This window comes from Pseudomonas sp. Nvir (assembly GCF_963778085.1).
Classification (GTDB): Bacteria; Pseudomonadota; Gammaproteobacteria; order Pseudomonadales; family Pseudomonadaceae; genus Aquipseudomonas; species Aquipseudomonas juntendi.
In genome coordinates this window covers 2,055,488-2,079,846 of sequence record NZ_OY970405.1, presented here as the reverse complement: position 1 = coordinate 2,079,846, position 24,359 = coordinate 2,055,488, and the positions used below count along the sequence as shown (strand labels likewise).

The window sequence follows — 24,359 nt, the reverse complement described above, 5'->3', positions numbered from 1 at the left end:
TCGTGACAAAGGCTTATGCTGTGTTTTTGCACAGGTATGACAGCAAATGTAGCGGATGGTGCCTGTGGTTTCATCAATGTGCAGGAAATTGCCCGAATTCCGCGGCCGTGCCGGCCCTGGCCGCCGCTGCCGGCGCTCAGCCATTGACCCTGCCGGGCGCGCACGCCATGCTGCCCGCTCCCCTCCCCCACCGCACGATAGACCATGCTCACCTGGCTGACCCGCGACTCGCTGACCTTCCCGCCCCTGGAAAAGGCCCTGCACGAACCCAACGGCCTGCTCGCCGCCGGCGGCGACCTGAGCCCCGAACGGCTGGTGCAGGCCTACCGCCATGGCTGCTTCCCCTGGTACCAGGACGGCCAGCCGATCCTGTGGTGGTCACCCGACCCGCGCACGGTGTTGCTGCCCGACCAGCTTCACGTATCGCGCTCGCTGGCCAAGCTGATGCGCCAGGGGCGCTATCAGGTCAGTTTCGACAGCGACTTCCCGGCGGTGATCGACGCCTGCGCCGCCCCCCGCGATTACGCCGACGGCACCTGGATCACCGATACCATGCGCAACGCCTACTGCGAACTGCACCGTCGCGGCATTGCCCACTCGGTCGAAGTACGCCAGCACGGCGAACTGGTCGGCGGCCTGTACGGCCTGGCCATGGGCCAGTTGTTCTTCGGCGAATCGATGTTCAGCCGCGCCGACAACGCCTCCAAGGTCGGTTTCGTGACCCTGGTCGAGCACCTGCGCCAGGCCGGCTTCGTACTGATCGATTGCCAGATGCCTACCAACCACCTGCACAGCCTCGGCGCCCATGCCATCAGCCGCGCCGAGTTCGCCCGCTACCTGGCCCGCCACCTCGACCAGCCCAACAGCGCGACCTGGGTGGTTGCCTAGGCGGTTTTCCCTGGCTGGCTTACACTTAGAACAAAGTCTCACCGAGGGGTTGATCATGACAGAGTTGGCGCGGTTGAAGTTCTATGCCACTCAACCCCACTCCTGCAGTTACCTGCCCGACGAGCAGGCAACCACGCTGTTCCTCGACCCCAGCCAGCCGATGGACGTAAACGTCTATGCCGACTTGTCGGACATGGGTTTTCGCCGCAGTGGCGACCACTTGTATCGCCCCCACTGCCAGAACTGCAACGCCTGCGTACCGGCGCGCATTCCCGCGGCCCGCTTCATTCCCAACCGCCAGCAGCGGCGCATTCTCAAGCGCAATGCCGACCTCAGCGTGAGCGCAGCGCGGCCGGCGTTCAAGGAAGAGTACTTCGAGCTGTACCGGCGTTACATCGAAACCCGCCATGCCGACGGTGACATGTACCCACCCAGCCGCGACCAGTTTTCCACCTTCCTGGTGCGGGACCTGCCCTTCTGCTGGTTCTACGAATTTCGCCTGGCCGGTCGGCTGATGGCAGTGGCCGTGTGCGACGTGCTGCCCAATGGCCTGTCAGCGGTCTACACCTTCTACGAGCCCGACGAAGAGCGCCGCAGCCTGGGCCGTTTCGCCATTCTCTGGCAAATCGGCGAAGCCCTGCGCAAGGATCTGGAGGCGGTGTACCTGGGCTACTGGATCAAGAACTGCAAGAAGATGAACTACAAGACACAGTATCGACCCATCGAATTGTTGATAAACCAGCGCTGGGTCACCCTCAACTGAAAGCATTGGCTTGACACACAGTTTTCCGGCATAATCCACGCCACTTTTTTGCCCGGTGCGGATATGCGTCGGGCCAACACTGGACACCGAGGGCTCAACTGCATGTCGAAAGAAGACAGCTTCGAAATGGAAGGTACTGTCGTCGACACCCTGCCCAACACCATGTTCCGCGTGGAGTTGGAAAACGGGCACGTCGTAACCGCGCACATCTCCGGAAAGATGCGCAAAAACTACATCCGTATTCTCACTGGCGACAAGGTTCGCGTCGAGCTGACGCCTTATGACCTGAGCAAGGGCCGCATCACCTACCGTGCGCGCTAAGCTCCAGCCATGAAAAAGCCCGGCCAAGTGCCGGGCTTTTTCATGCCTTCAAGTTTGTAAGGGGCTGCGTTGCAGCCCCATGTATCACGCTACTTCAGCCGTGGTCTCGAAGTCGAACACCAACTCGCCATCGCGCAAGTCGACGTGCACCACACCGCCATGCTCGGCCAGCTCACCAAACAGGATCTCCTCGGCCAGCGGCCGCTTGATCTTGTCCTGAATCAACCGCGCCATCGGCCGCGCGCCCATCTGCGCGTCATACCCCGAGGCCGCCAGCCAGCCGCGGGCCTCGTCGCTGACCTCAAGCAGCACGCGCTTGTCTTCGAGCTGCGCCTGCAGTTCGATAAGGAACTTGTCGACGATGCTCTTGATGGTTTCGGTGCTCAGGCGGCCAAACTGGATGATGGTATCCAGGCGGTTGCGGAACTCTGGCGTAAAGCTCTTGCGGATCACTTCCATCGCATCGGACGCATGGTCCTGATGGGTGAAGCCGATCGAGGCCCGCGACGCGGTTTCCGCGCCGGCGTTGGTGGTCATGATCAGGATCACGTTACGGAAGTCGGCCTTGCGCCCGTTGTTGTCGGTAAGGGTACCGTGGTCCATCACCTGCAGCAGCAGGTTGAAGACTTCCGGGTGCGCCTTCTCGATTTCGTCGAGCAGCAACACGCAATGCGGCTGCTTGGTAATTGCCTCGGTCAGCAGACCACCCTGGTCGAACCCGACATAGCCGGGCGGTGCACCGATCAACCGCGAAACCGTGTGGCGCTCCATGTACTCGGACATATCGAAGCGCACCAGCTCCACACCCAGCGCCTTGGCCAATTGCCGGGCCGCTTCGGTCTTGCCGACGCCGGTAGGGCCGGCAAACAGGAACGAACCCACTGGCTTGTCAGGTGCCTTGAGGCCGGCACGCGACAGCTTGATGGCCGTGGACAGCGAATCGATGGCCTGGTCCTGACCGAAGACGGTCAGCTTCAGGTCGCGCTCCAGGTTACGCAGCAGTTCCTTGTCGGAACTGCTGACATGCTTCGGCGGAATTCGCGCAATCTTGGCGACGATATCCTCCACCTGCGGCACGTCGATGCGCTTGACGCGGCTGGCTTCCGGCTGCAGGCGCTGGTAGGCGCCAGCCTCGTCGATCACGTCGATGGCCTTGTCCGGCATGTGCCGGTCATTTATGTAGCGCGAGGCCAGCTCGGCGGCGGCGCGCAGGGCTTCGTCGCTGTACTCGATGTTGTGGTGGCTTTCGAACCGCCCTTTCAGGCCACGCAGGATGCCCACGGTGTCTTCAACCGAGGGTTCGCTGACGTCTACCTTCTGGAAACGCCGCGCCAAGGCACGGTCCTTCTCGAAGATGCCACGGAATTCCTGGAAGGTCGTGGAGCCGATGCAGCGGATTTCACCCGAAGACAACAGCGGCTTGAGCAGGTTGGACGCATCCATTACCCCACCCGACGCCGCACCGGCACCGATGATGGTGTGGATCTCATCGATGAACAGAATGGCCTGCGGGCGCTTGCGCAGCTCGCCAAGCAGCGCCTTGAAGCGCTTCTCGAAGTCGCCGCGGTACTTGGTACCGGCCAGCAGCGCGCCCAGGTCGAGCGAGTACACCACGCTCTGTGCCAGCAGGTCAGGCACCTGGCCATCGACAATACGCTTGGCCAGCCCTTCGGCAATCGCCGTTTTGCCCACCCCGGCCTCACCCACCAGCAGCGGGTTGTTCTTGCGGCGGCGGGCAAGGATCTGCGCAACGCGCTCCACTTCCTGCTCGCGGCCAACCAGCGGGTCGATGCGGCCAGCACGCGCCAGCTCGTTGAGGTTGCTGGCATAGGCGTCCAGCGGGTTGCTGGAAGAAGAGGTTTCACCACCCTCTTCGTCCTGCATGTCCTGGTCGCTCTCGGATTGCGAGCCATGCCCCGGCACCTTGGAGATGCCATGGGCGATGTAGTTGACCACATCGATGCGGGCCACGCTCTGCTGCTTGAGCAGGAACACGGCCTGGCTTTCCTGTTCGCTGAAGATAGCCACCAGTACGTTGGCGCCGGTCACTTCACGCTTGCCAGAGCTTTGTACGTGGAACACGGCGCGTTGCAGCACACGCTGGAAGCCCAGGGTTGGCTGGGTTTCCCTGTCTTCATCGTTGACAGGAATCAGCGGCGTGGTCGAATCGATGAACTCTTGCAGGTCGTGCTTGAGCTTGTCGAGATTGGCGCCACAGGCGCGCAGAACGGTCGCGGCAGCCTCATTGTCCAGGAGTGCCAGCAGCAGATGTTCGACGGTCATGAATTCATGACGCTTCGAACGGGCCTCCTTGAAGGCAAGATTGAGGGTGACTTCGAGCTCGCGGTTTAACATAGCTTCACCTCATACCCAAGTGGTCGGCGATTAACCGTCCTTCTCGATTTCACAGAGTAGCGGATGCTGGCTTTCCCTGGCGTATTGGTTGACCTGCATAGCCTTCGTTTCGGCGATGTCACGGGTAAACAATCCGCACACTGCCCGCCCCTCGGTATGGACGGTCAGCATGATCTTGGTCGCCAGCTCGCGGTTCAGACTGAAGAACGTCTCGAGCACTTCGACGACGAAATCCATCGGTGTGTAGTCATCGTTGAACAAAACCACCTTGTACATCGGTGGCGCCTGCAGGATCGGCTTGGCTTCCTGAACCGCCAGACCAGAGCCATCGTCCTCATTCGATTGAGGACGATCCTGATTGAATGTTAGTCGAATCTGGCTGTGTGCATGCATGGAAAGAATTTCATCACATCGACAGGTTAAGGTTGTGGGTTGACCCTGCGAACGGCCATTGGTGCAGCCGCTGCATGACCTTGACTATCGGCAAAACGGTGTTACAACCAATAGGAACCCACCGTGGTCGATAAAGATCCGCGCAGTCAACCAGATTTTTTCGCAAGGTTCGTATGCGGATGAAGTGGATGATACTCCAGTGATGGAGTCCTTTGCAGAGGGACATAGGGATGGCAAGCGGTAAAGTCAAGTGGTTCAACAATGCCAAGGGCTATGGATTCGTCAATGAAGAGGGCAAGAACGACGACTTGTTCGCTCATTATTCAGCCATCCAGATGGACGGGTACAAGACGCTCAAGGCCGGCCAAGCCGTGACCTTCGATGTCATCCAAGGCCCGAAAGGTCTACACGCCGTCAACATCAGCAGTGCATCCACGGCTGCGCCCGCGCCGGCCAGTGCACAGCCCGCGGGCAGCACGGCCGACGCCTGACCGACTGCCCTGCCAGCGGGTAAACGAAAAGAAAGGCCGCTTCTTTACCAGAAGCGGCCGTTTCACATTCGCTTACATATGTTTGATCATGGCATCGCCGAAGCCCGAACTTCCCACCAGCGTGGCACCGTCCATCAGGCGCTCGAAGTCGTAAGTCACGGTCTTGGCCGCAATCGCGCCATTGGTGCCTTTGATGATCAGGTCGGCGGCCTCGGTCCAGCCCATGTGGCGCAGCATCATTTCTGCCGAAAGAATCACCGAACCCGGGTTGACCTTGTCCTGCCCGGCATACTTGGGCGCCGTGCCGTGGGTAGCCTCGAACATGGCCACGGTGTCGGACAGGTTGGCCCCCGGGGCGATACCGATGCCGCCCACCTCCGCCGCCAGGGCGTCAGACAAATAGTCGCCGTTGAGGTTGAGCGTGGCGATAACATCGTAGTCGGCCGGGCGTAGCAGGATCTGCTGGAGCATGGCGTCGGCAATGGCGTCCTTGACGATCACTTCGCGGCCGGTCTTGGGGTTGTTGAACTTCATCCACGGCCCGCCGTCGAGCAACTCGGCACCGAACTCGTCACGCGCCACTTCGTAGCCCCAGTCCTTGAAGGCACCTTCGGTGAACTTCATGATGTTGCCCTTGTGCACCAGCGTCAGCGACTCGCGGTCGTTATCCACCACATATTGCAGGGCTTTGCGTACCAGACGCTTGGTCCCTTCGCGGGAAACCGGCTTGATACCAATGCCGCAGTCCTGGTCGAAACGGATCTTGGTAACGCCCATTTCCTCCTTGAGGAACTTGATCACCTTGTCTGCTTCCGGCGAACCGGCCTTCCATTCGATGCCGGCATAGATGTCTTCGGAGTTCTCCCGGAAGATCACCATGTCGACATCCCCCGGTTTTTTCACCGGGCTTGGCACGCCCTGGAACCACAGCACAGGGCGCAGGCACACATACAGGTCCAGCTGCTGGCGCAAAGCCACGTTCAGCGAACGGATGCCGCCACCCACCGGGGTGGTCAGCGGGCCCTTGATCGACACCACATAGTCACGCACGGCGTCGAGGGTTTCCTGCGGCAGCCAGGTGTCCTGGTCGTAGACCTGGGTGGCCTTTTCGCCGGCGTACACCTCCATCCAGGCGATCTTGCGCTTGCCGCCATAGGCTTTCTGCACAGCGGCATCGACCACCTTGATCATCACCGGTGAGACGTCAACGCCGATCCCGTCGCCTTCGATGTAGGGAATGATCGGCTGGTCGGGCACGTTGAGCGAATGGTCTGCATTGACGGTGATCTTGGCGCCGTCGGTCGGAACCTTGATTTTCTGGTATGCCATGCTTGCACTACTCCGCTATCGGGTGTGGGTTGGACATCAAGCGTAGCAATGAGCCTAAACCACATCTGCCGACCTGCAAGCTGACGGCGTGGGCGCGGGCGCGCCCGCGCAGAACACCCCGCCAGCACTGCGGCATTACGCCACATTGCCCCTCAGTCTTTGGTCTTATAAATGGGCCGATATCACTTGGCCTTGCTGATTAGGCCAAATGGTTTGGTATACTCCGCCGCGACCGTTGGGTCATCGGGGCGAATCCCAGGAAAATGCGGACCGCCCTGGGCCGTGATCGGCCGAAAAGCCGGGCCTTTTCCGCCTGGCTGCCAAAGCCTGGGCTGTTACCGCAGTTCAGCACTTGACGCTCGACTGATGCATCCACCATCACCGCTCGCAGCTTCTCGACTTTCCGCTCATGGCTTGCCAGGGCGATGCGCCTTACCCTGCGCACCACGAGACTCGAGCACGCTCAGCACACAGAGAGTTAACCCGCATGCCCACCCGTTCCAAGATCATCTATACCTTCACCGACGAAGCCCCTGCCCTCGCCACCTACTCGCTGCTGCCGATCATCGAAGCGTTCACCGCTTCGGCTGACATCGCTGTCGAAACTCGCGACATCTCCCTGGCTGGCCGTATCCTTGCCGCCTTCCCGGAGCAACTGGGCGCAGAGAAGCAAGTAGGCGATCACCTGGCGGAACTGGGCCAGCTGGCTACCACCCCTGAAGCCAACATCATCAAGCTGCCGAACATCAGCGCCTCGGTACCGCAGCTCAAAGCCGCGATCAAGGAGCTGCAAGGCAAGGGCTACAACATCCCTGACTACGCCGACGAGCCGGCCACCGAGCAAGAGAAAGAATCCCGCGCCCGCTACGACCGCATCAAAGGTTCGGCCGTGAACCCGGTCCTGCGTGAAGGCAACTCCGACCGCCGCGCACCGCTGTCGGTCAAGAACTACGCGCGCAAGCACCCGCACAAGATGGGCGCCTGGGCCGCCGACTCCAAGTCGCACGTCGCCCACATGACCCAAGGCGACTTCTACGGTAGCGAAAAAGCTGCACTGATCGAAGCTGACGACAGCGTACGTATCGAACTGGTCGGCAAAGACGGCAGCACCACCGTGCTGAAGGAAAAGACCGCGGTCAAGGCTGCTGAAGTCATCGACTGCGCAACCATGAGCCGCAAGGCCCTGAAGGCCTTCATCGCCGAGCAGATCGCCGATGCCAAGGCCACCGGCGTGCTGCTGTCGGTACACCTGAAAGCCACCATGATGAAGGTCTCCGACCCGATCATGTTCGGCGTCATCGTCGAAGAGTTCTACAACGACGTGCTGGCCAAGCACGCCGCCGCCCTGGCCGAAGTCGGCTTCAACGCCAACAACGGCATCGGCGACCTGTACGCCCGCATCAAGGACCTGCCAGCTGACAAGCAGGCCGAGATCGAAGCCGATATCCAGGCCCTGTACACCCAGCGCCCGGCCCTGGCCATGGTCAACTCCGACAAGGGCATCACCAACCTGCACGTACCGAGCGACGTGATCGTCGACGCCTCGATGCCGGCCATGATCCGTGACTCGGGCAAGATGTGGAACACCGCTGGCGAGCTGCAAGACGCCAAGGCAGTGATCCCGGACCGTTGCTACGCCGGCATCTACCAGGCCACCATCGAAGACTGCAAGGCCAACGGCGCCTTCGACCCGACCACCATGGGCAGCGTGCCGAACGTTGGCCTGATGGCGCAGAAAGCCGAAGAGTACGGCTCCCACGACAAGACCTTCCAGGTCAAGGCCGACGGCGTGGTTCGCGTGGTCGACAGCAAGGGCAACGTGGTTCTGGAGCAGAACGTCGAGGCCGGTGACATCTTCCGCATGTGCCAGACCAAGGACGCGCCGATCCAGGACTGGGTCAAGCTGGCCGTCAACCGTGCCCGCCTCAGCGACACCCCAGCGGTGTTCTGGCTGGACCCGGCCCGTGCCCACGACGGCGTGATGATCGAGAAGGTGCAAAAGTACCTGAAGGATCACGACACCACCGGCCTGGACATTCGTGTCATGGCCCCGGTCGACGCCATCAAGTTCTCCCTGGCCCGCATTCGCGAAGGCAAGGACACCATCTCGGTTACCGGTAACGTACTGCGCGACTACCTGACCGACCTGTTCCCGATCATGGAACTGGGCACCAGCGCCAAGATGCTGTCGATCGTGCCGCTGATGAGCGGCGGCGGCCTGTTCGAAACCGGCGCCGGCGGTTCGGCACCCAAGCACGTGCAGCAGCTGGTCGAAGAGAACTTCCTGCGTTGGGACTCGCTGGGTGAATTCCTGGCCCTGGCCGCTTCCCTGGAGCACCTGGGCAACACCTACGACAACCCGCGCGCCAAGGTTCTGGCCAGCACCCTGGACCAGGCAACCGGCAAGTTCCTCGACACCAACAAGTCGCCATCGCGCAAAGTTGGCGGTATCGACAACCGCGGCAGCCACTTCTACCTGACCCTGTACTGGGCCCAGGCCCTGGCTGCACAGAGCGACGACGCCGCCCTGCAGGCACGCTTCGCCCCACTGGCCAAGACCCTGACCGAGAACGAGGAGACCATCGTCGCCGAGCTCAACGCCGTTCAGGGCAAGCCAGCCGACATCGGTGGCTACTACGCCCCGGATGCCGAGCTGACCGCCAAGGTGATGCGCCCAAGCCAAACCCTGAACAGCGCCATCGCCGCCCTGTAAGGTCCGCTTGACGTAACAGCACAAACCCCGGCCACGCACCGGGGTTTGTGCTTTTTCAGCTGCAAGTTTCAAGCTACAAGCTACAAGCCACAAGTCGAAGCGGTACGCGGATTGCTTCAACTTGCTACTTGCCACTTGCCACTTGCTACTTGCTACTTGCTACTTGCTACTTGCTACTTAGGGAGAGCATCGACCGTGTCTTGGCAACCCCACATCACCGTCGCCACCATCATCGAGCAGGACGGCAAATTCCTGTTCGTCGAGGAATTCAAAGCCAACCGGCACGTCTTCAACCAGCCCGCCGGGCACCTGGAAGTCCACGAGACCCTGCCCCAGGCCGCCCTGCGCGAAACCCTGGAAGAAACCGCCTGGGAAGTCGAGCTCACCGGCGTGGTCGGCATCTACCTGTACACTGTGCCCAGCAACGGCGTGACCTACCAGCGCATCTGCTTTGCCGCCCGCCCCGTGCACCACCATGCCGACCTGGCCCTGGACAGCGACATCGTCCGCGCTGTCTGGCTGACCCGCGAAGAGTTGCTGGCCGACCCCACCCGCTGGCGCAGCGAGCTGGTGCCGCGCTGCCTGGACGACTACCTTGCAGGCCCGCTGCACAGCCTTGCGCTGCTGCGCGACTGACGTAGCGCCGCGGCTTTGATAGAATCGGCGTTTTTCCCCCTTGATACACACCGGTACCCATGACCAGCCCAGCACTCAAAGACCCCGCCAAGACCCGCGTCATCGTCGGCATGTCCGGCGGCGTGGACTCTTCCGTCTCCGCCCTTCTGCTCATCGAGCAGGGCTACCAGGTGGAAGGGCTGTTCATGAAGAACTGGGAAGAAGACGACGGCACCGAATACTGCACCGCCCGTGAAGACCTGGCCGACGCCCAGGCCGTGTGCGACCGCATCGGTATCAAGCTGCACACCGCCAACTTCGCCGCCGAGTACTGGGACAACGTGTTCGAGCACTTCCTCGAAGAGTACAAGGCCGGCCGCACGCCCAACCCGGACATCCTCTGCAACCGCGAAATCAAGTTCAAGGCGTTCCTCGACTACGCCCTGTCGCTGGGTGCAGACCTGATTGCCACCGGCCACTATGTACGCCGCCGCGACACCGGCGCCGTTACCGAACTGCTCAAAGGCCTGGACCCGAACAAGGACCAGAGCTATTTCCTGCACGCCGTTGGCGGCAAGGAAATCGCCCGCACGCTGTTCCCGGTGGGCGAACTGGAAAAACCCGAGGTCCGCGCCATTGCCGAAAAACACGGCCTGGCCACCGCCAAGAAAAAGGACTCCACCGGCATCTGCTTCATTGGTGAACGCCGCTTCAGCGACTTCCTCAAGCAGTACCTGCCCGCCCAGCCAGGCAACATCGAAACCACCGAAGGCGAGGTGATCGGCCGCCACCATGGCCTGATGTACCACACCATCGGCCAGCGCCAGGGCCTGGGTATCGGCGGCCTGAAGGACGCCGGTGACGAGCCCTGGTACGTGCTGCACAAAGACCTGACCCGCAACGTGCTGGTGGTCGGCCAGGGCAACGAACACCCATGGTTGTTCTCCCGCGCCCTGCTCGCGTCGGAAATCTTCTGGGTCAACCCGGTAGACCTGAGCAGCCCGCGCCAGCTCACCGCCAAGGTACGCTACCGGCAGAGCGACCAGCGCTGCACCCTGGCGCTGACCGACGGCGGCTACCGCGCCGTGTTCGACGAGCCCCAGCGCGCCGTGACGCCGGGCCAGTCGGTGGTGTTCTATGATGGCGAGGTGTGCCTGGGCGGTGGCGTGATCGAGGCGGCCGAGCCGTGGAGCCCGCGGGCATGAGCACACTGCGCCAGCAATTGATTGCCCTGGGCGGCGTATTCCAGGCAGCCGTGCTGGTTGACCGCATCGCCCGCACCGGCCAGGCCAGCGAGGCTAACATCGGCTGCATGCTGGGCAGCTTGCTGGTACGCGACCCCAAAGACACCCTGGAAGTGTTCGGCGGCGACGACCTGAACTTGCGCGATGGCTATCGCGCGCTGGTCGGCGCCCTGGAGCGCGACCCCAGCAGCCTGCAGCGCGAGCCCCTGCGCTACGCCCTGTCGATGCTGGGCCTGGAGCGTCAGTTGAACAAGCGTGGCGACCTGCTCGACACCATCGGCAACCGCCTGCCACAAATCCAGTCGCAGGCCGATCACTTCGGCCTGGTCCACGAAAATGTCATCGCTTCCAGCGGAGCCTTGTACCAGGACACCTTGAGCACCCTGCGCCAGCGCATCCAGGTACACGGCGACATGCGCTTCCTGCAGCAAGCCAGCAACGCCTCGAAAATCCGCGCCCTGCTGCTCGCCGGCATCCGCGCCGCGCGCCTGTGGCGCCAGCTGGGCGGCCACCGCTGGCAACTGGTGTTCAGCCGGCGCAAACTGCTGAACGAGCTGTACGACATGATGCGCAGCACCAACTGACGGGCTGGGCAGCCCCTTGTGGGAGCGGGCATGCCCGCGAAGCAGGCGACGCGGTATATGGCACCGGCTACGCCGGTGTTCGCGGGCATGCCCGCTCCCACAGGGCCTGCCACCAGATCCAAATTGGGCCGACCTTTGGTCAGCCACCCGACCCAGGCGTATTTTTCATGTATGATATGCCCCCTTCCAAAAGCCTGACTGTCCGAGAACACCCCATGCAGCTTTCTTCGCTCACTGCGGTTTCCCCTGTAGACGGCCGTTACGCCGGCAAAACCCAGGCCTTGCGCCCCATCTTCAGCGAATTCGGCCTGATCCGTTTCCGCGCCCTGGTCGAAGTGCGCTGGTTGCAGCGCCTGGCCGCCCACCCGCAAATCGGCGAAGTGCCGGCGTTCTCCGCCGAGGCCAACGCCCTGCTGGACACCCTGGCCAGCGATTTCAAGCTTGAGCACGCCGAGCGCGTCAAGGAAATCGAGCGCACCACCAACCACGACGTCAAGGCGATCGAATACCTGCTCAAGGAGCAGGCCGCCCAGTTGCCTGAGTTGGCCAAGGTCAGCGAGTTCATCCACTTCGCCTGCACCAGCGAGGACATCAACAACCTGTCCCACGCCCTGATGCTGCGTGCTGGCCGTGACGACGTGCTGCTGCCGCTGATGCGCCAGATCGCCGAGGCCATTCGTGCCCTGGCCCACGCTCACGCCGACGTGCCGATGCTGTCGCGCACCCACGGCCAGCCGGCTTCGCCGACCACCCTGGGCAAGGAACTGGCCAACGTCGTGTACCGCCTGGAGCGCCAGATCGCCCAGGTTGCCGCCGTACCGCTGCTGGGCAAGATCAACGGCGCCGTGGGCAACTACAACGCCCACCTGTCGGCCTACTCGCAGATCGACTGGGAAGCCAACGCCCGCGCCTTCATCGAAGACGAGCTGGGCCTGCAGTTCAACCCGTACACCACCCAGATCGAGCCACACGACTACATCGCCGAACTGTTCGACGCCATCGCCCGCTTCAACACCATCCTGATCGACTTCGACCGTGACGTATGGGGTTACATTTCGCTGGGCTACTTCAAGCAGAAGACCGTCGCCGGCGAAATCGGCTCGTCGACCATGCCGCACAAGGTCAACCCGATCGACTTCGAAAACTCCGAAGGCAACCTGGGTATCGCCAACGCCCTGTTCCAGCACCTGGCCAGCAAACTGCCAATCTCGCGCTGGCAGCGTGACCTGACCGACTCCACCGTGCTGCGCAACCTGGGCGTGGGCTTCGCCCACAGCGTCATTGCCTACGAAGCCAGCCTCAAAGGCATCGGCAAGCTGGAAGTGAACGAAGCCCGCATCGCCGCCGACCTGGACGCCTGCTGGGAAGTGCTGGCCGAACCGATCCAGACCGTGATGCGCCGCTTCAACATCGAAAACCCCTACGAAAAGCTCAAAGAGCTGACCCGTGGCAAGGGCATCACCCCACAAGCGCTGCTGACCTTCATCGACGGCCTGGACATGCCAGCCGAAGCCAAGGCCGAGCTCAAGCTGCTGACCCCTGCTACCTACATCGGTAACGCGGCAGCCCAGGCCAAACGCGTCTAAGCGGACCGCCGCATACAACGCCCGGCCTGGCCGGGCGTTTTTATTCCCGTACGAAAATTACGTTTTTTCAATAGGTTGAACATGAATCCTGATACTCCACTGCAGCTGCTCGGCGGCATCTCGGCCCGCGAATTCATGCGCGACTACTGGCAGAAAAAGCCGCTGCTGGTGCGCCAGGCCTTCCCGGACTTCATCAGCCCAATCGACCCCGACGAGCTGGCTGGCCTGGCCCTGGAGGAAGAAGTCGAGTCGCGTATCGTGCTGGAGCATGGCGCCCACCCGTGGGAACTGCGCCGTGGCCCGTTCACCGAAGAGACCTTCGCCGAGCTGCCGGAAAAAGACTGGACCCTGCTGGTACAGGCCGTCGACCAGTTCGTTCCGGAAGTCGCCGAGCTGCTGGAGAACTTCCGCTTCCTGCCCAGCTGGCGCATCGACGACGTGATGATCAGCTTCGCTGCCCCTGGTGGCAGCGTTGGCCCGCACTTCGACAACTACGACGTGTTCCTGTTGCAGGGCCACGGCCAGCGCAACTGGAAGGTCGGCCAGATGTGCAGCAGCGACAGCGCGCTGCTGGAGCATGCCGACCTGCGTATCCTGGCCGAGTTCGAGCAGGGCGAAGAATGGACCCTGGAGCCAGGTGACATGCTGTACCTGCCACCACGCCTGGCCCACTACGGCGTTGCCGTGGACGAGTGCCTGACCTACTCGGTTGGCTTCCGTGCCCCTAGCGCCGCCGAAGTACTCACCCACTTCACCGACTTCCTCGGCCAGTTCCTGCCCGACGAAGAGCGCTACAGCGACGCCGACGCCCAGCCTGCCAGCGACCCGCACCAGATCCAGCATGACGCCCTCGACCGCCTCAAGGCGCTGCTCGACAAGCACATGAACGACAAGGACCTGCTGCTGACCTGGTTTGGCCAGTTCATGACCGAACCGCGCTACCCGGAACAGATCGTCGGTGAAGAGCTGAGCGAAGAGGAGCTGGTCGATGCGCTGGAGCAAGGCGCCATCCTGATCCGCAACCCGAGTGCCCGCCTGGCCTGGTCGGAATTCGAAGACGACCTGCTGCTGTTCGCCAGCGGCCGCAGCTGCCCATTGCCTGGCAAGCTGCGCGAGCTTCTGAAACTGGTGTGCGCGGCCGACGCACTGCACATCGACAACCTCAGCGAATGGCTGCAGGATGAAGATGGCCTTATGCTGGTACAGCAACTGGTGAAACAAGGAAGCCTGGGATTCGCCAATGAATAAGATTCGTGTGCGCCTCGCCGACTGGCACAAGGACAACGCCGACATCCGCCGTATCCGTGAAGCGGTGTTCATCGCCGAACAGCACGTGCCGCCGGAGCTGGAATGGGACTCGGAAGATCCGACCGCCGTGCACTTCCTGGCCCTGGAAGGGGACTATCCGATCGGCACCGCCCGCCTGCTGCCCGATGGCACCATAGGCCGGGTCTCGGTATTGAAGGACTGGCGCGGGCTGAAGGTGGGTGACGCACTGATGAATGCGGTGATCGTCGAAGCGCAGAACCGTGATCTGAAGCAGCAGATGCTCAGCGCCCAAGTCCACGCCACGCCGTTCTACGAGCGGCTGGGCTTCCGCGTAGTCAGCGAAGAGTTCCTCGAAGCCGGCATCCCGCACGTAGACATGGTGCGCGACTCGCGCCCCTGACCCATAGCCTTTACCGGCCTCTTCGCGGGTAACCCGCGAAGAGGCCGGTAAAGGCAGGTGACATGCTCACTCACAAAAAGCTGTACATCCATCCAGATAAAACTTGCCTCCGCGCCCCTGCTTGCGCATCCTAGTGCTCATCATTCCCCGATGAAGCGTTCCCGGCCATGCGCCTGTTCCTCTGCGAAAAACCCTCCCAGGCAAAAGACATCGCCAAAGTGCTCGGCGCCACCCGCAAGGGCGACGGCTGCTGGCAAGGCACCGACGTCTGCGTAACCTGGTGCATCGGCCACCTGCTGGAAACCGCCCCGCCCGACAGCTACGACGAACGCTACAAGCGCTGGAACCTGGCCGACCTGCCGATCATTCCAGACAAATGGAAGATGCTGGTCAAACCCAAGACCGCCAGCCAGTTCAAGGCGGTCAAGCGCCTGCTTGGCGAAGCGCGCGAGCTGGTAATTGCCACCGACGCCGACCGTGAAGGGGAAATGATCGCCCGTGAGCTGGTCGAGCATTGTCGCTACCGTGGCCCGGTGCAGCGCCTGTGGCTGTCGGCGCTGGACGACGCCTCCATTCGCAAGGCCCTGGCGCGCCTGCTGCCGGGGCACGAAACCTTCAACCTGTACCATTCCGCCTTGGGCCGCTCGCGCGCCGACTGGCTGATCGGCATGAACATGAGCCGGCTGTTCACCCTGCTGGGCCGGCAATCCGGCTACCAGGGCGTGCTACCCGTGGGTCGGGTGCAAACGCCCACCTTGCGCCTGGTGGTTGACCGCGACCGCAGCATCGCGAACTTCGTGCCGGTGCCGTTCTGGGCTATCGACGTGCAACTGGAACACGCCGGCCAGGGTTTCAACGCGCAATGGCGGGCGCCGGAAGACGCCTGTGACGACCAGGGGCGCTGCCTGAACCAGGCACTGGCGCAACGAGCGGCTGCCGATATCGGCCAGGCCGCCACCGCAAGGGCCATGAAGGTGGCCACCGAGCGCGTGCGCGAAGCAGCGCCATTGGCCTTCGACCTCGGTACCCTGCAAGAGCTGTGCTCGAAAAAATTCGGCCTCGGCGCCCAGGAAACCCTCGACATCGCCCAGGCGCTGTACGAAACCCACAAGCTGATCACCTACCCGCGCAGCGACTGTGGCTATCTGCCGCAAAGCCAGCACGCCGAGGCAGCAGGCATCCTCGCCGCCCTGCAACGGGCCGATGCCAGCCTGGCGCCCCTGCAGCCCTACCTCGAGCCGCAACGCCGCTCGCGGGCCTGGAACGACGCCAAGGTCAGTGCCCACCACGGCATCATCCCCACTGCCGCTGCCAGCGACCCGGCGCGCCTGCCAGCCAAGTATAAGGCGGTGTACACCCTGATCCGCGCCCGCTACCTGGCGCAGTTCCTGCCCAACCACGAGTTCGACCGCACCCAGGCCGACTTCGACTGCGCGGGCCATGCCCTGCGCGCGGTGGGCAAGCAGATCGTCGAGCCCGGCTGGCGCCGCGCCCTGCCCGAAGCCCTGACCCCGAGCAAAGGCCGCGAGGCGCCCCCCGCCCAGGTGCTGCCAGCATTACGCGAAGGCCAGGACTGCAGCGTGCAAGGCCTGCAACTCAAAGACCTGTGGACCCAGCCACCCAAGCCCTTCACCGAGGGCGACCTGATCAAGGCAATGAAGAACGTCGCCAAGCTGGTGGACGACCCGCGGCTGAAACAAAAGCTCAAGGAAACCACCGGCATCGGCACCGAGGCCACTCGGGCGAGCATCATCCAGGGGCTGCTAGACCGCGGCTACCTGGTGAAGAACGGCAAGGCATTGTCGGCCACGCCTGCCGCGTTCAGCCTGATCGACGCCGTGCCCCGTGCCATCGCCGACCCAGGCACGACGGCCATCTGGGAGCAGGCCCTGGACATGGTGCAGAGTGGCGAGATGAGCCTGCAAGACTTCGTCGCCCGGCAGTCGGCATGGATGGGCAAGTTGGTGGAGCGTTGCCAGGGTATGCGCATGACCATCAGCGGGCCGGCAGCCGGGGCGGCGCCGCCGTGGAAGAAGAAGCGGCGTAGCGGTGCTGGAAAAAGCAAACCGACTGGGAGCAAGCCGGCGGCTGGCAAACCGCGTCAGCCTCGGAGGAAGGCAGCAACCTGACACTTAATCGCGAAGAGGCGAGTACGGTGACTGCAAATCACCCATCAGGTACCGCTTTTCAACCGGCTGAACGCGCGGGTGAGCTCGCGGTTGAATGCCTTGCCATTGTCATTCTTGCTATACAACCGCGCCCTCACCTCAGCCGGTGGGTAGGTCCCCGGGGCATTGCGAATATCTGCATCCACCAGGCCATCAGCCGCAGTGATCGCATTGGCGTAGTGAATGGTATCGGTAATCGGCGCGATCACTTCCGGGCGCATCAGGTAATCCATCAGCTTCCAGGCCGCCTCGGGGTGCGGCGCATCCTTGGGCACCACCAGCGCATCCAGCCAGATCAACGTGCCTTCCTGCGGAATGCTGTAATCCAGCACGAACGCCTTGCCCGCCTGCTGCGCCTGCCCTTGGGCGATAGCCACATTGCCGTTCCACGACATCGCCACGCAGATTTCGCCATTGGCCAGGTCGTTGATGTTGCGATCGTTGTCGAAGTAACGAATGTACGGGCGGACCTTGCGCAACTGTGCTTCTGCTGCCTTCAGGTCTTCAAGGCGCTGCTGGTTGATGTCCAGGCCCATGTAGCGCATCACTGCGGCGAACACTTCGTTGGGGTCGTTGAGCAGGCTTACCCCACAGTCGGCGAATTTCGCCACCACTTGCGGGTCGAACAGCATAGCCCAACTGCCCAGCGGTGCGTCGGCCATGCGCATGGTCACGGCCTGCTGCTGGTAACCCACGCCGGTGGTGCCCCAGGCATAGGTCCCGGCGTAGCGGTTGCCTGAGTCGAATACAGCCATGTGCTGGCGAAACTCCTCGCCGATGCCCGCCAGGTGCGGCACCTTGGCTTTGTCCAGCGGCTGCAAGGCGCCGCTGGCGATCGCGCGGCTCAGGTGCTGGCCGGCACTGAGCACAACATCGTACCCGCTACCCCCGGTCAGCAGCTTGGTCTCAGCGGTTTCCAGCGAGTCGAAATGGTCGGCGACCACCCGGATGCCGGTTTCCTTCTCGAAATTGCGCAGGGTATCCGGGGCGAGGTATTCGCCCCAGATATACAGATTGACGCTGGGCTGTTGTGCGTCGGCCGCCAGGGCCACCGATGCCGTGCAGCCAAGGGCGGCCGCAGCCGCCAGCGTGGTCAGTTTCATCAGCGGCGGCCTCCGGCGTATTGCGGCATGGTGATACAGGCGACGTTGCCGCCACCGAGCAGGATTTCGCGGGAGTTGTCGATGCCGATGATGCGGTGCTCGGGGAACAGTTCGGCAAGGGTCGCCTGGGCGACGCTGTCGTTGCGGTCACCGAACAACGGCACGACGATAGCCGAGTTGCCGGCGTAGTAGTTGATGTACGACGCGCAGATGCGGGTCCCGGCCTCGCGCAGGTGAGTCCCTTCGACCTGGTCCAAGCCTGCCGCCTCCTCGGCAGTCCACTGCAATACGTCGGGCTGGGGCAGCTTGTGTACCTTCAGCTCTCGACCGCGGGCATCGCGGGTGCTGCGCAGGATGTCGTAGGCCTCCTGATAGATCTCCCACTGCGGGTCATCGCGGTTATCGGTCCACTGCAGCACCACTTCGCCTGGGCGCACGAAGCACGCCAGGTCGTCGACATGGCCATCGGTCTCGTCGAACTTGCAGCCACGGGGCAACCAGATCACCTGGTCCGCGCCCAGGTAATCCTCCAGGCGGCGGGTGACCTCGGCTTTGCCCAGGTGCGCGTTGCGATTACGGTTGAGCAGGCACTGCTCGGTGGTCAACAGGCTGCCCTGGCCGTCACTCTGAATACCGCCAAGCTCGGCGATCAATGGGGCGCGGTAACGGTCCAGGCCTTCGATTTCGAGCATTTTCTGGGCGATCTGGTCGTCCTTGTCCCACGGATAGTAGAGGCCACCGTCGAGCCCACCGTAGGCGTTGAACTCGAAGTCGACGCCGCGCACCTCACCGCTGCTGTCGTTCACCACGAAGCAAGCACCGCTGTCGCGAAACCAGGTGTCGTTGCAGGTCATTTCCACCACCCGCACCTGCGGCGGCAGCATGCGCCGGGCGTTGGCGTACTGGGCAGCAGAGGCGCAGACCGTGACGGGCTCACTGGACGCGATTGCGCTGACGATATCGACCCAGACTTTCTGCGCAGGCTTGGCACCATTGCGCCATACGTCCGGGCGCTCGGGCCAACCGAGCCAGCATCGCGCCTTGCGCTCGAATTCGCCAGGCAAGCGGAAACCATCGGCTTTGGGGGTGGTGGTGAGCGAACGTGCCATGGGTCAACCTCGTGTCGGTGAGCGATGACTGCACGCTACGCCGCCCCGCGCTGGGCATCCAACGATGAAAACTCAGCGATAGCTGAATTCAATTCAACTGTCACCCAGCTGTTCGATGAACCAGTCGATGAATTCGGCCACCGGCGCCCGCTCCAGGCGCAGCCGCTCGCACACCAGCGCGTACTGACCCTGTGCCGTCACACTGGCACTGAACGGGCGTACCAGCCGGCCGCTCTGCAAGTCAGCCTGACAGGTCAGGTTGTCCCCCATCGCGATGCCCTGCCCCAGCAATGCAGCCTCCAGGGCCAGGGCGGCGTGGGGGAAATACAACTGGCGGGTGGGCAAGGCGTCTTCCACGTGGGTGGCCAACCAGGTGGTCCAGGTGCGGCCGTCCTGGTCATCATGCAGCAGGCAGTGGCGCACCAGATCGCGCGGGCGCTTGAGGCCGCCCTGGTTGAACAGCCCCGGGCTGCACACCGGGAAGAACTGCAGCAGCGGCAAGGGCCGGACGAAGTGCGTGCTGGCGTCCAGGGCACTGGTACCGTAGGTGATGGCCAGGTCGACATCCAGTGCCGGAGCGCCGGCATCGATCGGCTGATCGTGCAGGTGCAGGGTGATGTGCGGGTAACGGCTGCTGAAGTCAGCCAGGCGCGTCACCAGCCATTTCTGTGCCAATTCAGCGGTCACCGCCACCCGCAACACCGCCTGGGAGCCAGGGTCACGCAGTTCGTCGCAGGCCTTGCCGATCAGTTCGAAGGCCTGTTGCAGGTGATGCAGCAGGCGCCCGGCTTCGGCACTGGGGCGTACCTGACGGCCGACACGCTCGAACAGGGCAACACCGAGTTGCTCCTCAAGTTGGCGAATCTGGTGACTGACAGCGCTGTCGGTGACACACAATTCGGCGGCGGCGCGGCCGAAGTGGCCGTGGCGGGCAGCACATTCGAAGGTGCGCAAGGCAGTCAATGAAGGCAGGCGGCGCATGGTTTTTTCCTGATAGGGCCTTGTGTCGCGCAAGGGCCGCAAAGCGGCATCCGATCATATATCCAACCACGGTGGAAAAACGAACAAGTTGGCATCATGAAAATACGATGCTAGATTTTCATGAAAATAATCACAATTAATTTCATCAGGCCCACGCATGTTCAAGCAATCCGCTCAGCACGTCGCCAGCTACTACGCCCAGACCTACCCCGCCAGCATCCCTCTGCGCCCTACCCTGCAAGGACGCCGCGACACCGATGTGCTGATCATCGGCGCCGGTTTCAGCGGCCTGCACACCGCCCTGCGCCTGACCCAGGCCGGCAAGCGCGTGGCGCTGCTGGAAGCCAGCCGCGTGGCCTGGGCCGCGTCCGGTCGCAACGGTGGCCAGGCGCTACTGGGCTGGTCCTGCGATATGGCGCCGCTGGAAAAGGCCCTGGGCGTCGAACGCACCCGGCGGCTGTGGACCAGCATGTGCTGGGCCGCCGACGAAATGCGCGAACTGCCCGAGCGCCATGGCTTCGACATCGATTACCGGCAGGGCAGCCTTTGGACGGCCGTGCTGCCGCGCCGTGTGAAGATACTCGCAGAAGCCCTGCACGACGCCGAGCACAAATGGGGCTACGACGCCCTGCGCCTGATCGGTCGCGACGAGCTGCCGCAATGGATCCACAGCCCACGCTACCAAGCCGCGCTGTACGACGCCAAAGGTGCTCACCTCAACCCGCTGAAGCTGGCCCAGGGCCTGGCCAGCACCATCGAGGCCGCTGGCGGGCGCATCTACGAGCAGAGCCAGGTGCTCGACTACCAGCAGGCCGGCAGCGGCTACGTCGCCCGCACCGAGCAAGGCGAAGTACGCTGCGACGTGCTGGTGCTGGCCTGCAACGCCTATATCGACCGCCTCGACCACGGCTTGGCGCGCCGCCTGTTGCCGGTTGGTTCCTATCAGGTAGCCACGGCACCGCTGGACGCCGGCCTCGCCCGCTCGCTGCTGCCGCGCAACAGCTGCGTGATCGACAACCAGTTCGTCCCCGACTACTTCCGCCTGACCCCGGACCATCGGCTGCTGTTCGGCGGCGGCTGCACCTACCTGGGCGGTATTCCCAAGGATGTCGCCAGCGCCACCCGCCCACACCTGGAGCGGGTGTTCCCGCAACTGGCCGGGGTGGCCATCGATTATGCCTGGGGCGGCCACATCGATTGCAGCATCCAGCGCACCCCGGACGTCGGCCGCGCGGACCAACGCTACTGGCTGCAGGGTTTCTCCGGCCACGGCGTGCTGCCGACCCTGGCAGCGGCACGGGCAGTCAGCGACGCCATCCTGGGCGATGACGACCTGCTGACGCTGTACCAAGGCATCGACAATGGCCACTTCCCCGGCGGTAACCTGCTGGCAGCACCGCTGGAAGCCGCCGCCAAGGCCTGGTACCGGATGCGGGACCGCGTCTGAAGGGAAAAACTGGTGCTGACAACCTTGGCCTGCAAGGATTACCATCCCGGGCCTCGGAGTGGCCATTCCCGCTCCGGCCTTCTTTCCTGCACCTGCCAACAACCCATGCCCTTCGAACTTACCGTAGAACCCCTCACCCTGCTGATTCTGGCCCTGGTCGCCTTCGTCGCCGGTTTCATCGATGCCATCGCCGGCGGCGGCGGCCTGCTCACCACCCCGGCGCTGCTCACAGCCGGCATGCCGCCGCACCTGGTACTGGGTACCAACAAGCTCAGTTCCACCTTCGGCTCGGCCACCGCCAGCTTCACCTACTACAAACGCAAGCTGTTCCACCCGGCGCAGTGGCGCCCAGCGCTGTTCGCCACGCTGGTGGGCGCGTTGATCGGGGCGATCGTGGCCCATTACATGCCAGCCGAATGGCTGAACAAAATGCTGCCGGTCATCGTCTTCGCCTGTGGCCTCTACCTGCTGTTCGGCGGCACGCCCAAGGCACCGCTGGACGCCGATGCCCCGATCAGAAAAAAATGGCAGGCGCCGCAGGGCTTTACCCTGGGTTTCTATGACGGCGTAGCCGGCCCGGGCACCGGGGCGTTCTGGACGGTCAGCACCCTGCTGCTGTACCCCATCGACCTGGTTCGCGCCAGCGGCGTGGCGCGCAGCATGAACTTCGTCAGCAACATCGCGGCGCTGACGGTGTTCATCATTTCCGGGCAGGTCGACTACATCGTCGGCCTGTGCATGGGCTTGTCAGTGATGGTCGGTGCCTTCTTTGGCGCACGCACGGCGATCAGCGGCGGCAGCAAGTTCATCCGCCCGGTGTTCATCACCGTGGTGCTGGCGTTGACCGTGCGCCTAGCGTGGCAGCACTGGTTCGGGCAGGCCTAAGCGGCGAGCGACATAGAGGTCGATCAGGTAGCGCGCAATAGAGCGCCCAGCCGGCAGCGGCGGCAAGTCGTGCACGCTGAACCACTGGGCGTCCTCGATCTCGTCCGGCTGCATGACGATCTCGCCACCCGCGTATTCGGCATGGAAGCCCAGCATCATCGAGTGCGGGAACGGCCAGCACTGGCTGCCGACGTACTGGATGTTCTGCACCTCTACCGCCACCTCTTCACGCACTTCGCGCACCAGGCAGTCCTCGGCCGACTCGCCCGGCTCGGCAAAGCCTGCCAGGGTGCTGTACACCCCCGTGACGAAGCGCGGCGAGCGTGCCAGCAGGATTTCGTCGCCACGGGTCACCAGCACGATCATGCTCGGCGAAATACGCGGGTAGCTGCGCAGGTCGCAAGGCTGGCAGTACATCGCACGCTCCCAGCGGATTTGTGTCGTCGCCTGCCCGCAGCTGCCGCAGAATCGGTGCTCGCGAGCCCAGGTGCCGATCTGCGCGGCATAACCCAGAACCTTGTAGGTGTCGAAGTCACCCTCCAGCATGAACGCGCGCAGGCCGCGCCAGTTGCAACCGGGCACGTCGCTGGCAGCGCGCAGTTCCAGCAGGAACACAGGCTGGCCGTCGAAGTGGCCAATGCCGTGTTCGCACAGCACATCCAGGCCCTGGCGCTTGAGCCAGTCACGAGCGAACAGCGCGCCGTTGGCGTCGTGCAGAAACCCTTCCGGGCTGCGCGCCACGGCCAGCCCGCCGGTGATCTGAGGGTCGAGTACTGCGGTAGTCCAGCGTGCTGACATCTCGGGTTTCCTTTACTGCGCGTGCGCCGGCCCGATCAGTCGGCGAACGTCGGTTTCTGTTTGCTCATGTGCGCGGCCACAGCCACGCGCAGGTCTTCGGACTGCAGCATCGCGGCGTTCCACGTGGCGATGTAGTCCAGGCCATCGTCGATGCGGTGGTCGCGCATGTAGCTGAGCATTTCCTTGGTGCCCGCCACCGCGATCGGCGATTTTGCAGCAATCTGGCGGGCGATGGCAAAAACCCCGTCCAGCAGCGCGGCGTGGTCATCATAGACCCGGTTCACCAGGCCGATGCGCAGCGCCTCGTCCGCCGCGACATTGCGCCCGGTGAACGCCAGCTCACGCATCATGCCGTCGCCGATGATACGTGGCAAACGTTGCAGCGTGCCGACATCAGCGGCCATGCCCATGTCGATTTCCTTGATCGAGAATTGCGCGTCACTGCTGCAGTAACGCATGTCACAGGCCGAGATCAGGTCGATGGCGCCACCGATGCAATAGCCCTGCACCGCGGCCAGCACCGGTTTGCGGCAGCTGTCCACGGCGGTGAACGAGGCTTGCAGGCGCTGTATGGTCTTGCGCAGGAAGCGCGCATTGCGGCCCACGTCCTTGCCCATCTCCCCGGCCAGCGAGGCCAGCATCATCAGGTCGATACCGGCCGAGAAGTGCTTGCCGGCACCGCTGATGACCACCGCACGCACGGCGTCGGTGTCGTCGATCCACTGGAAGATATCGACGATCTCTTCCCAGAAGGCCGCGTTCATCGCGTTGACCTTCTCCGGGCGGTTGATCTGAACGTGGGCGATGCTATCGGTCAGCTCGACCTTGAATGCGGTGTATTCAGTCACGAACGGAACTCCTAGGGTTGGATGGTTCACCATCGTGGATGGTAACCCAGCTGGAGCAGACAATGGTTT

22 protein-coding genes are annotated in these 24,359 nt (G+C 63.2%); 14 read left to right on the top strand and 8 right to left on the bottom strand.

Features of this window, described 5'->3' with window-relative positions; genetic code table 11:
• The first annotated feature begins 204 nt into the window (after positions 1-204).
• From aat to infA, 3 genes are all read left to right on the top strand, one after another.
• Positions 205-888: a leucyl/phenylalanyl-tRNA--protein transferase gene (gene aat, locus AACG97_RS09835; RefSeq protein ID WP_054881605.1), complete on the top strand. Its 684-nt coding sequence runs from the start codon at positions 205-207 to the stop codon at positions 886-888.
• Positions 889-943: 55 nt separating this feature from the next.
• Positions 944-1,651 carry an arginyltransferase gene (locus AACG97_RS09830; protein WP_009683113.1) on the top strand — a complete coding sequence of 236 codons (708 nt, stop codon included), beginning with the start codon at positions 944-946 and terminating at the stop codon, positions 1,649-1,651.
• Positions 1,652-1,753: 102 nt separating this feature from the next.
• Complete coding sequence (gene infA, locus AACG97_RS09825) at positions 1,754-1,972, top strand: translation initiation factor IF-1 (protein WP_002553999.1); 219 nt, start codon at positions 1,754-1,756, stop codon at positions 1,970-1,972.
• An 84-nt stretch (positions 1,973-2,056) separates the two neighbouring features.
• On the opposite strand, the gene clpA is transcribed toward infA, so the two are convergent.
• Complete coding sequence (gene clpA / locus AACG97_RS09820; RefSeq protein ID WP_029887829.1) at positions 2,057-4,327, bottom strand: ATP-dependent Clp protease ATP-binding subunit ClpA; 2,271 nt, start codon at positions 4,325-4,327, stop codon at positions 2,057-2,059.
• 30 nt (positions 4,328-4,357) lie between these two features.
• Positions 4,358-4,720, bottom strand: coding sequence for an ATP-dependent Clp protease adapter ClpS (gene clpS / locus AACG97_RS09815; protein ID WP_009683116.1), 363 nt, complete (start codon positions 4,718-4,720; stop codon positions 4,358-4,360).
• A 230-nt stretch (positions 4,721-4,950) separates the two neighbouring features.
• Here clpS and cspD point away from each other — a divergent pair, with 230 nt between their 5' ends.
• Positions 4,951-5,211, top strand: coding sequence for a cold shock domain-containing protein CspD (cspD, locus tag AACG97_RS09810; RefSeq protein ID WP_009683117.1), 261 nt, complete (start codon positions 4,951-4,953; stop codon positions 5,209-5,211).
• Between the two features lie 72 nt (positions 5,212-5,283).
• Here the strand turns inward: cspD and icd are convergent, their stop codons facing one another.
• The gene (icd, locus tag AACG97_RS09805) at positions 5,284-6,540 is read right to left on the bottom strand and encodes an NADP-dependent isocitrate dehydrogenase (protein WP_009683118.1); all 1,257 of its coding nucleotides are present in this window, start codon (positions 6,538-6,540) and stop codon (positions 5,284-5,286) included.
• 487 nt (positions 6,541-7,027) lie between these two features.
• Here icd and AACG97_RS09800 point away from each other — a divergent pair, with 487 nt between their 5' ends.
• The 8 genes from AACG97_RS09800 to AACG97_RS09765 all read left to right on the top strand — a co-directional run bounded on the left by AACG97_RS09800 (position 7,028) and on the right by AACG97_RS09765 (position 17,080).
• The gene (locus AACG97_RS09800; protein WP_029887828.1) at positions 7,028-9,253 is read left to right on the top strand and encodes an NADP-dependent isocitrate dehydrogenase; all 2,226 of its coding nucleotides are present in this window, start codon (positions 7,028-7,030) and stop codon (positions 9,251-9,253) included.
• 195 nt (positions 9,254-9,448) lie between these two features.
• Entirely contained in the window at positions 9,449-9,889 is a 441-nt protein-coding gene (locus AACG97_RS09795) for an NUDIX hydrolase (RefSeq protein ID WP_225785712.1), read from the top strand.
• 59 nt (positions 9,890-9,948) lie between these two features.
• Positions 9,949-11,073, top strand: coding sequence for a tRNA 2-thiouridine(34) synthase MnmA (mnmA, locus tag AACG97_RS09790; protein WP_029887826.1), 1,125 nt, complete (start codon positions 9,949-9,951; stop codon positions 11,071-11,073).
• Complete coding sequence (gene hflD, locus AACG97_RS09785; protein ID WP_225785713.1) at positions 11,070-11,696, top strand: high frequency lysogenization protein HflD; 627 nt, start codon at positions 11,070-11,072, stop codon at positions 11,694-11,696. The genes mnmA and hflD overlap by 4 nt, the downstream gene beginning before the upstream one ends.
• Before the next feature lie 215 nt (positions 11,697-11,911).
• Positions 11,912-13,282: an adenylosuccinate lyase gene (gene purB, locus AACG97_RS09780; RefSeq protein ID WP_009683124.1), complete on the top strand. Its 1,371-nt coding sequence runs from the start codon at positions 11,912-11,914 to the stop codon at positions 13,280-13,282.
• Positions 13,283-13,363: 81 nt separating this feature from the next.
• Positions 13,364-14,530, top strand: a complete 1,167-nt coding sequence (locus AACG97_RS09775) for a ribosomal protein uL16 3-hydroxylase (protein ID WP_225785714.1) — start codon at positions 13,364-13,366, stop codon at positions 14,528-14,530.
• On the top strand, positions 14,523-14,951 hold the full coding sequence (locus tag AACG97_RS09770) for a GNAT family N-acetyltransferase (protein WP_009683126.1): 429 nt from the start codon (positions 14,523-14,525) through the stop codon (positions 14,949-14,951). Before AACG97_RS09775 ends, AACG97_RS09770 begins: the two co-directional genes overlap by 8 nt.
• Before the next feature lie 167 nt (positions 14,952-15,118).
• The gene (locus tag AACG97_RS09765) at positions 15,119-17,080 is read left to right on the top strand and encodes a DNA topoisomerase III (protein ID WP_047149922.1); all 1,962 of its coding nucleotides are present in this window, start codon (positions 15,119-15,121) and stop codon (positions 17,078-17,080) included.
• A 44-nt stretch (positions 17,081-17,124) separates the two neighbouring features.
• On the opposite strand, the gene AACG97_RS09760 is transcribed toward AACG97_RS09765, so the two are convergent.
• The 3 genes from AACG97_RS09760 to AACG97_RS09750 form a co-directional block, all read right to left on the bottom strand.
• On the bottom strand, positions 17,125-18,222 hold the full coding sequence (locus AACG97_RS09760) for an extracellular solute-binding protein (protein ID WP_197886446.1): 1,098 nt from the start codon (positions 18,220-18,222) through the stop codon (positions 17,125-17,127).
• The gene (aguA, locus tag AACG97_RS09755) at positions 18,222-19,331 is read right to left on the bottom strand and encodes an agmatine deiminase (protein WP_047149923.1); all 1,110 of its coding nucleotides are present in this window, start codon (positions 19,329-19,331) and stop codon (positions 18,222-18,224) included. The genes AACG97_RS09760 and aguA overlap by 1 nt, the downstream gene beginning before the upstream one ends.
• Before the next feature lie 93 nt (positions 19,332-19,424).
• Complete coding sequence (locus tag AACG97_RS09750) at positions 19,425-20,312, bottom strand: LysR substrate-binding domain-containing protein (RefSeq protein WP_197886447.1); 888 nt, start codon at positions 20,310-20,312, stop codon at positions 19,425-19,427.
• Between the two features lie 157 nt (positions 20,313-20,469).
• On the opposite strand from AACG97_RS09750, the gene AACG97_RS09745 reads away from it, so the two are divergent.
• Together AACG97_RS09745 and AACG97_RS09740 are read left to right on the top strand one after the other, a co-directional pair.
• Complete coding sequence (locus AACG97_RS09745; protein ID WP_225785715.1) at positions 20,470-21,759, top strand: NAD(P)/FAD-dependent oxidoreductase; 1,290 nt, start codon at positions 20,470-20,472, stop codon at positions 21,757-21,759.
• 105 nt (positions 21,760-21,864) lie between these two features.
• Positions 21,865-22,644, top strand: coding sequence for a TSUP family transporter (locus AACG97_RS09740; RefSeq protein ID WP_009683133.1), 780 nt, complete (start codon positions 21,865-21,867; stop codon positions 22,642-22,644).
• Here AACG97_RS09740 and nudC read toward each other — a convergent pair.
• On the bottom strand, positions 22,612-23,442 hold the full coding sequence (nudC, locus tag AACG97_RS09735) for an NAD(+) diphosphatase (RefSeq protein WP_144187987.1): 831 nt from the start codon (positions 23,440-23,442) through the stop codon (positions 22,612-22,614). The genes AACG97_RS09740 and nudC overlap by 33 nt on opposite strands.
• Before the next feature lie 35 nt (positions 23,443-23,477).
• Entirely contained in the window at positions 23,478-24,290 is an 813-nt protein-coding gene (locus AACG97_RS09730) for a crotonase/enoyl-CoA hydratase family protein (protein ID WP_047149924.1), read from the bottom strand.
• Between the last annotated feature and the right edge of the window lie 69 nt (positions 24,291-24,359).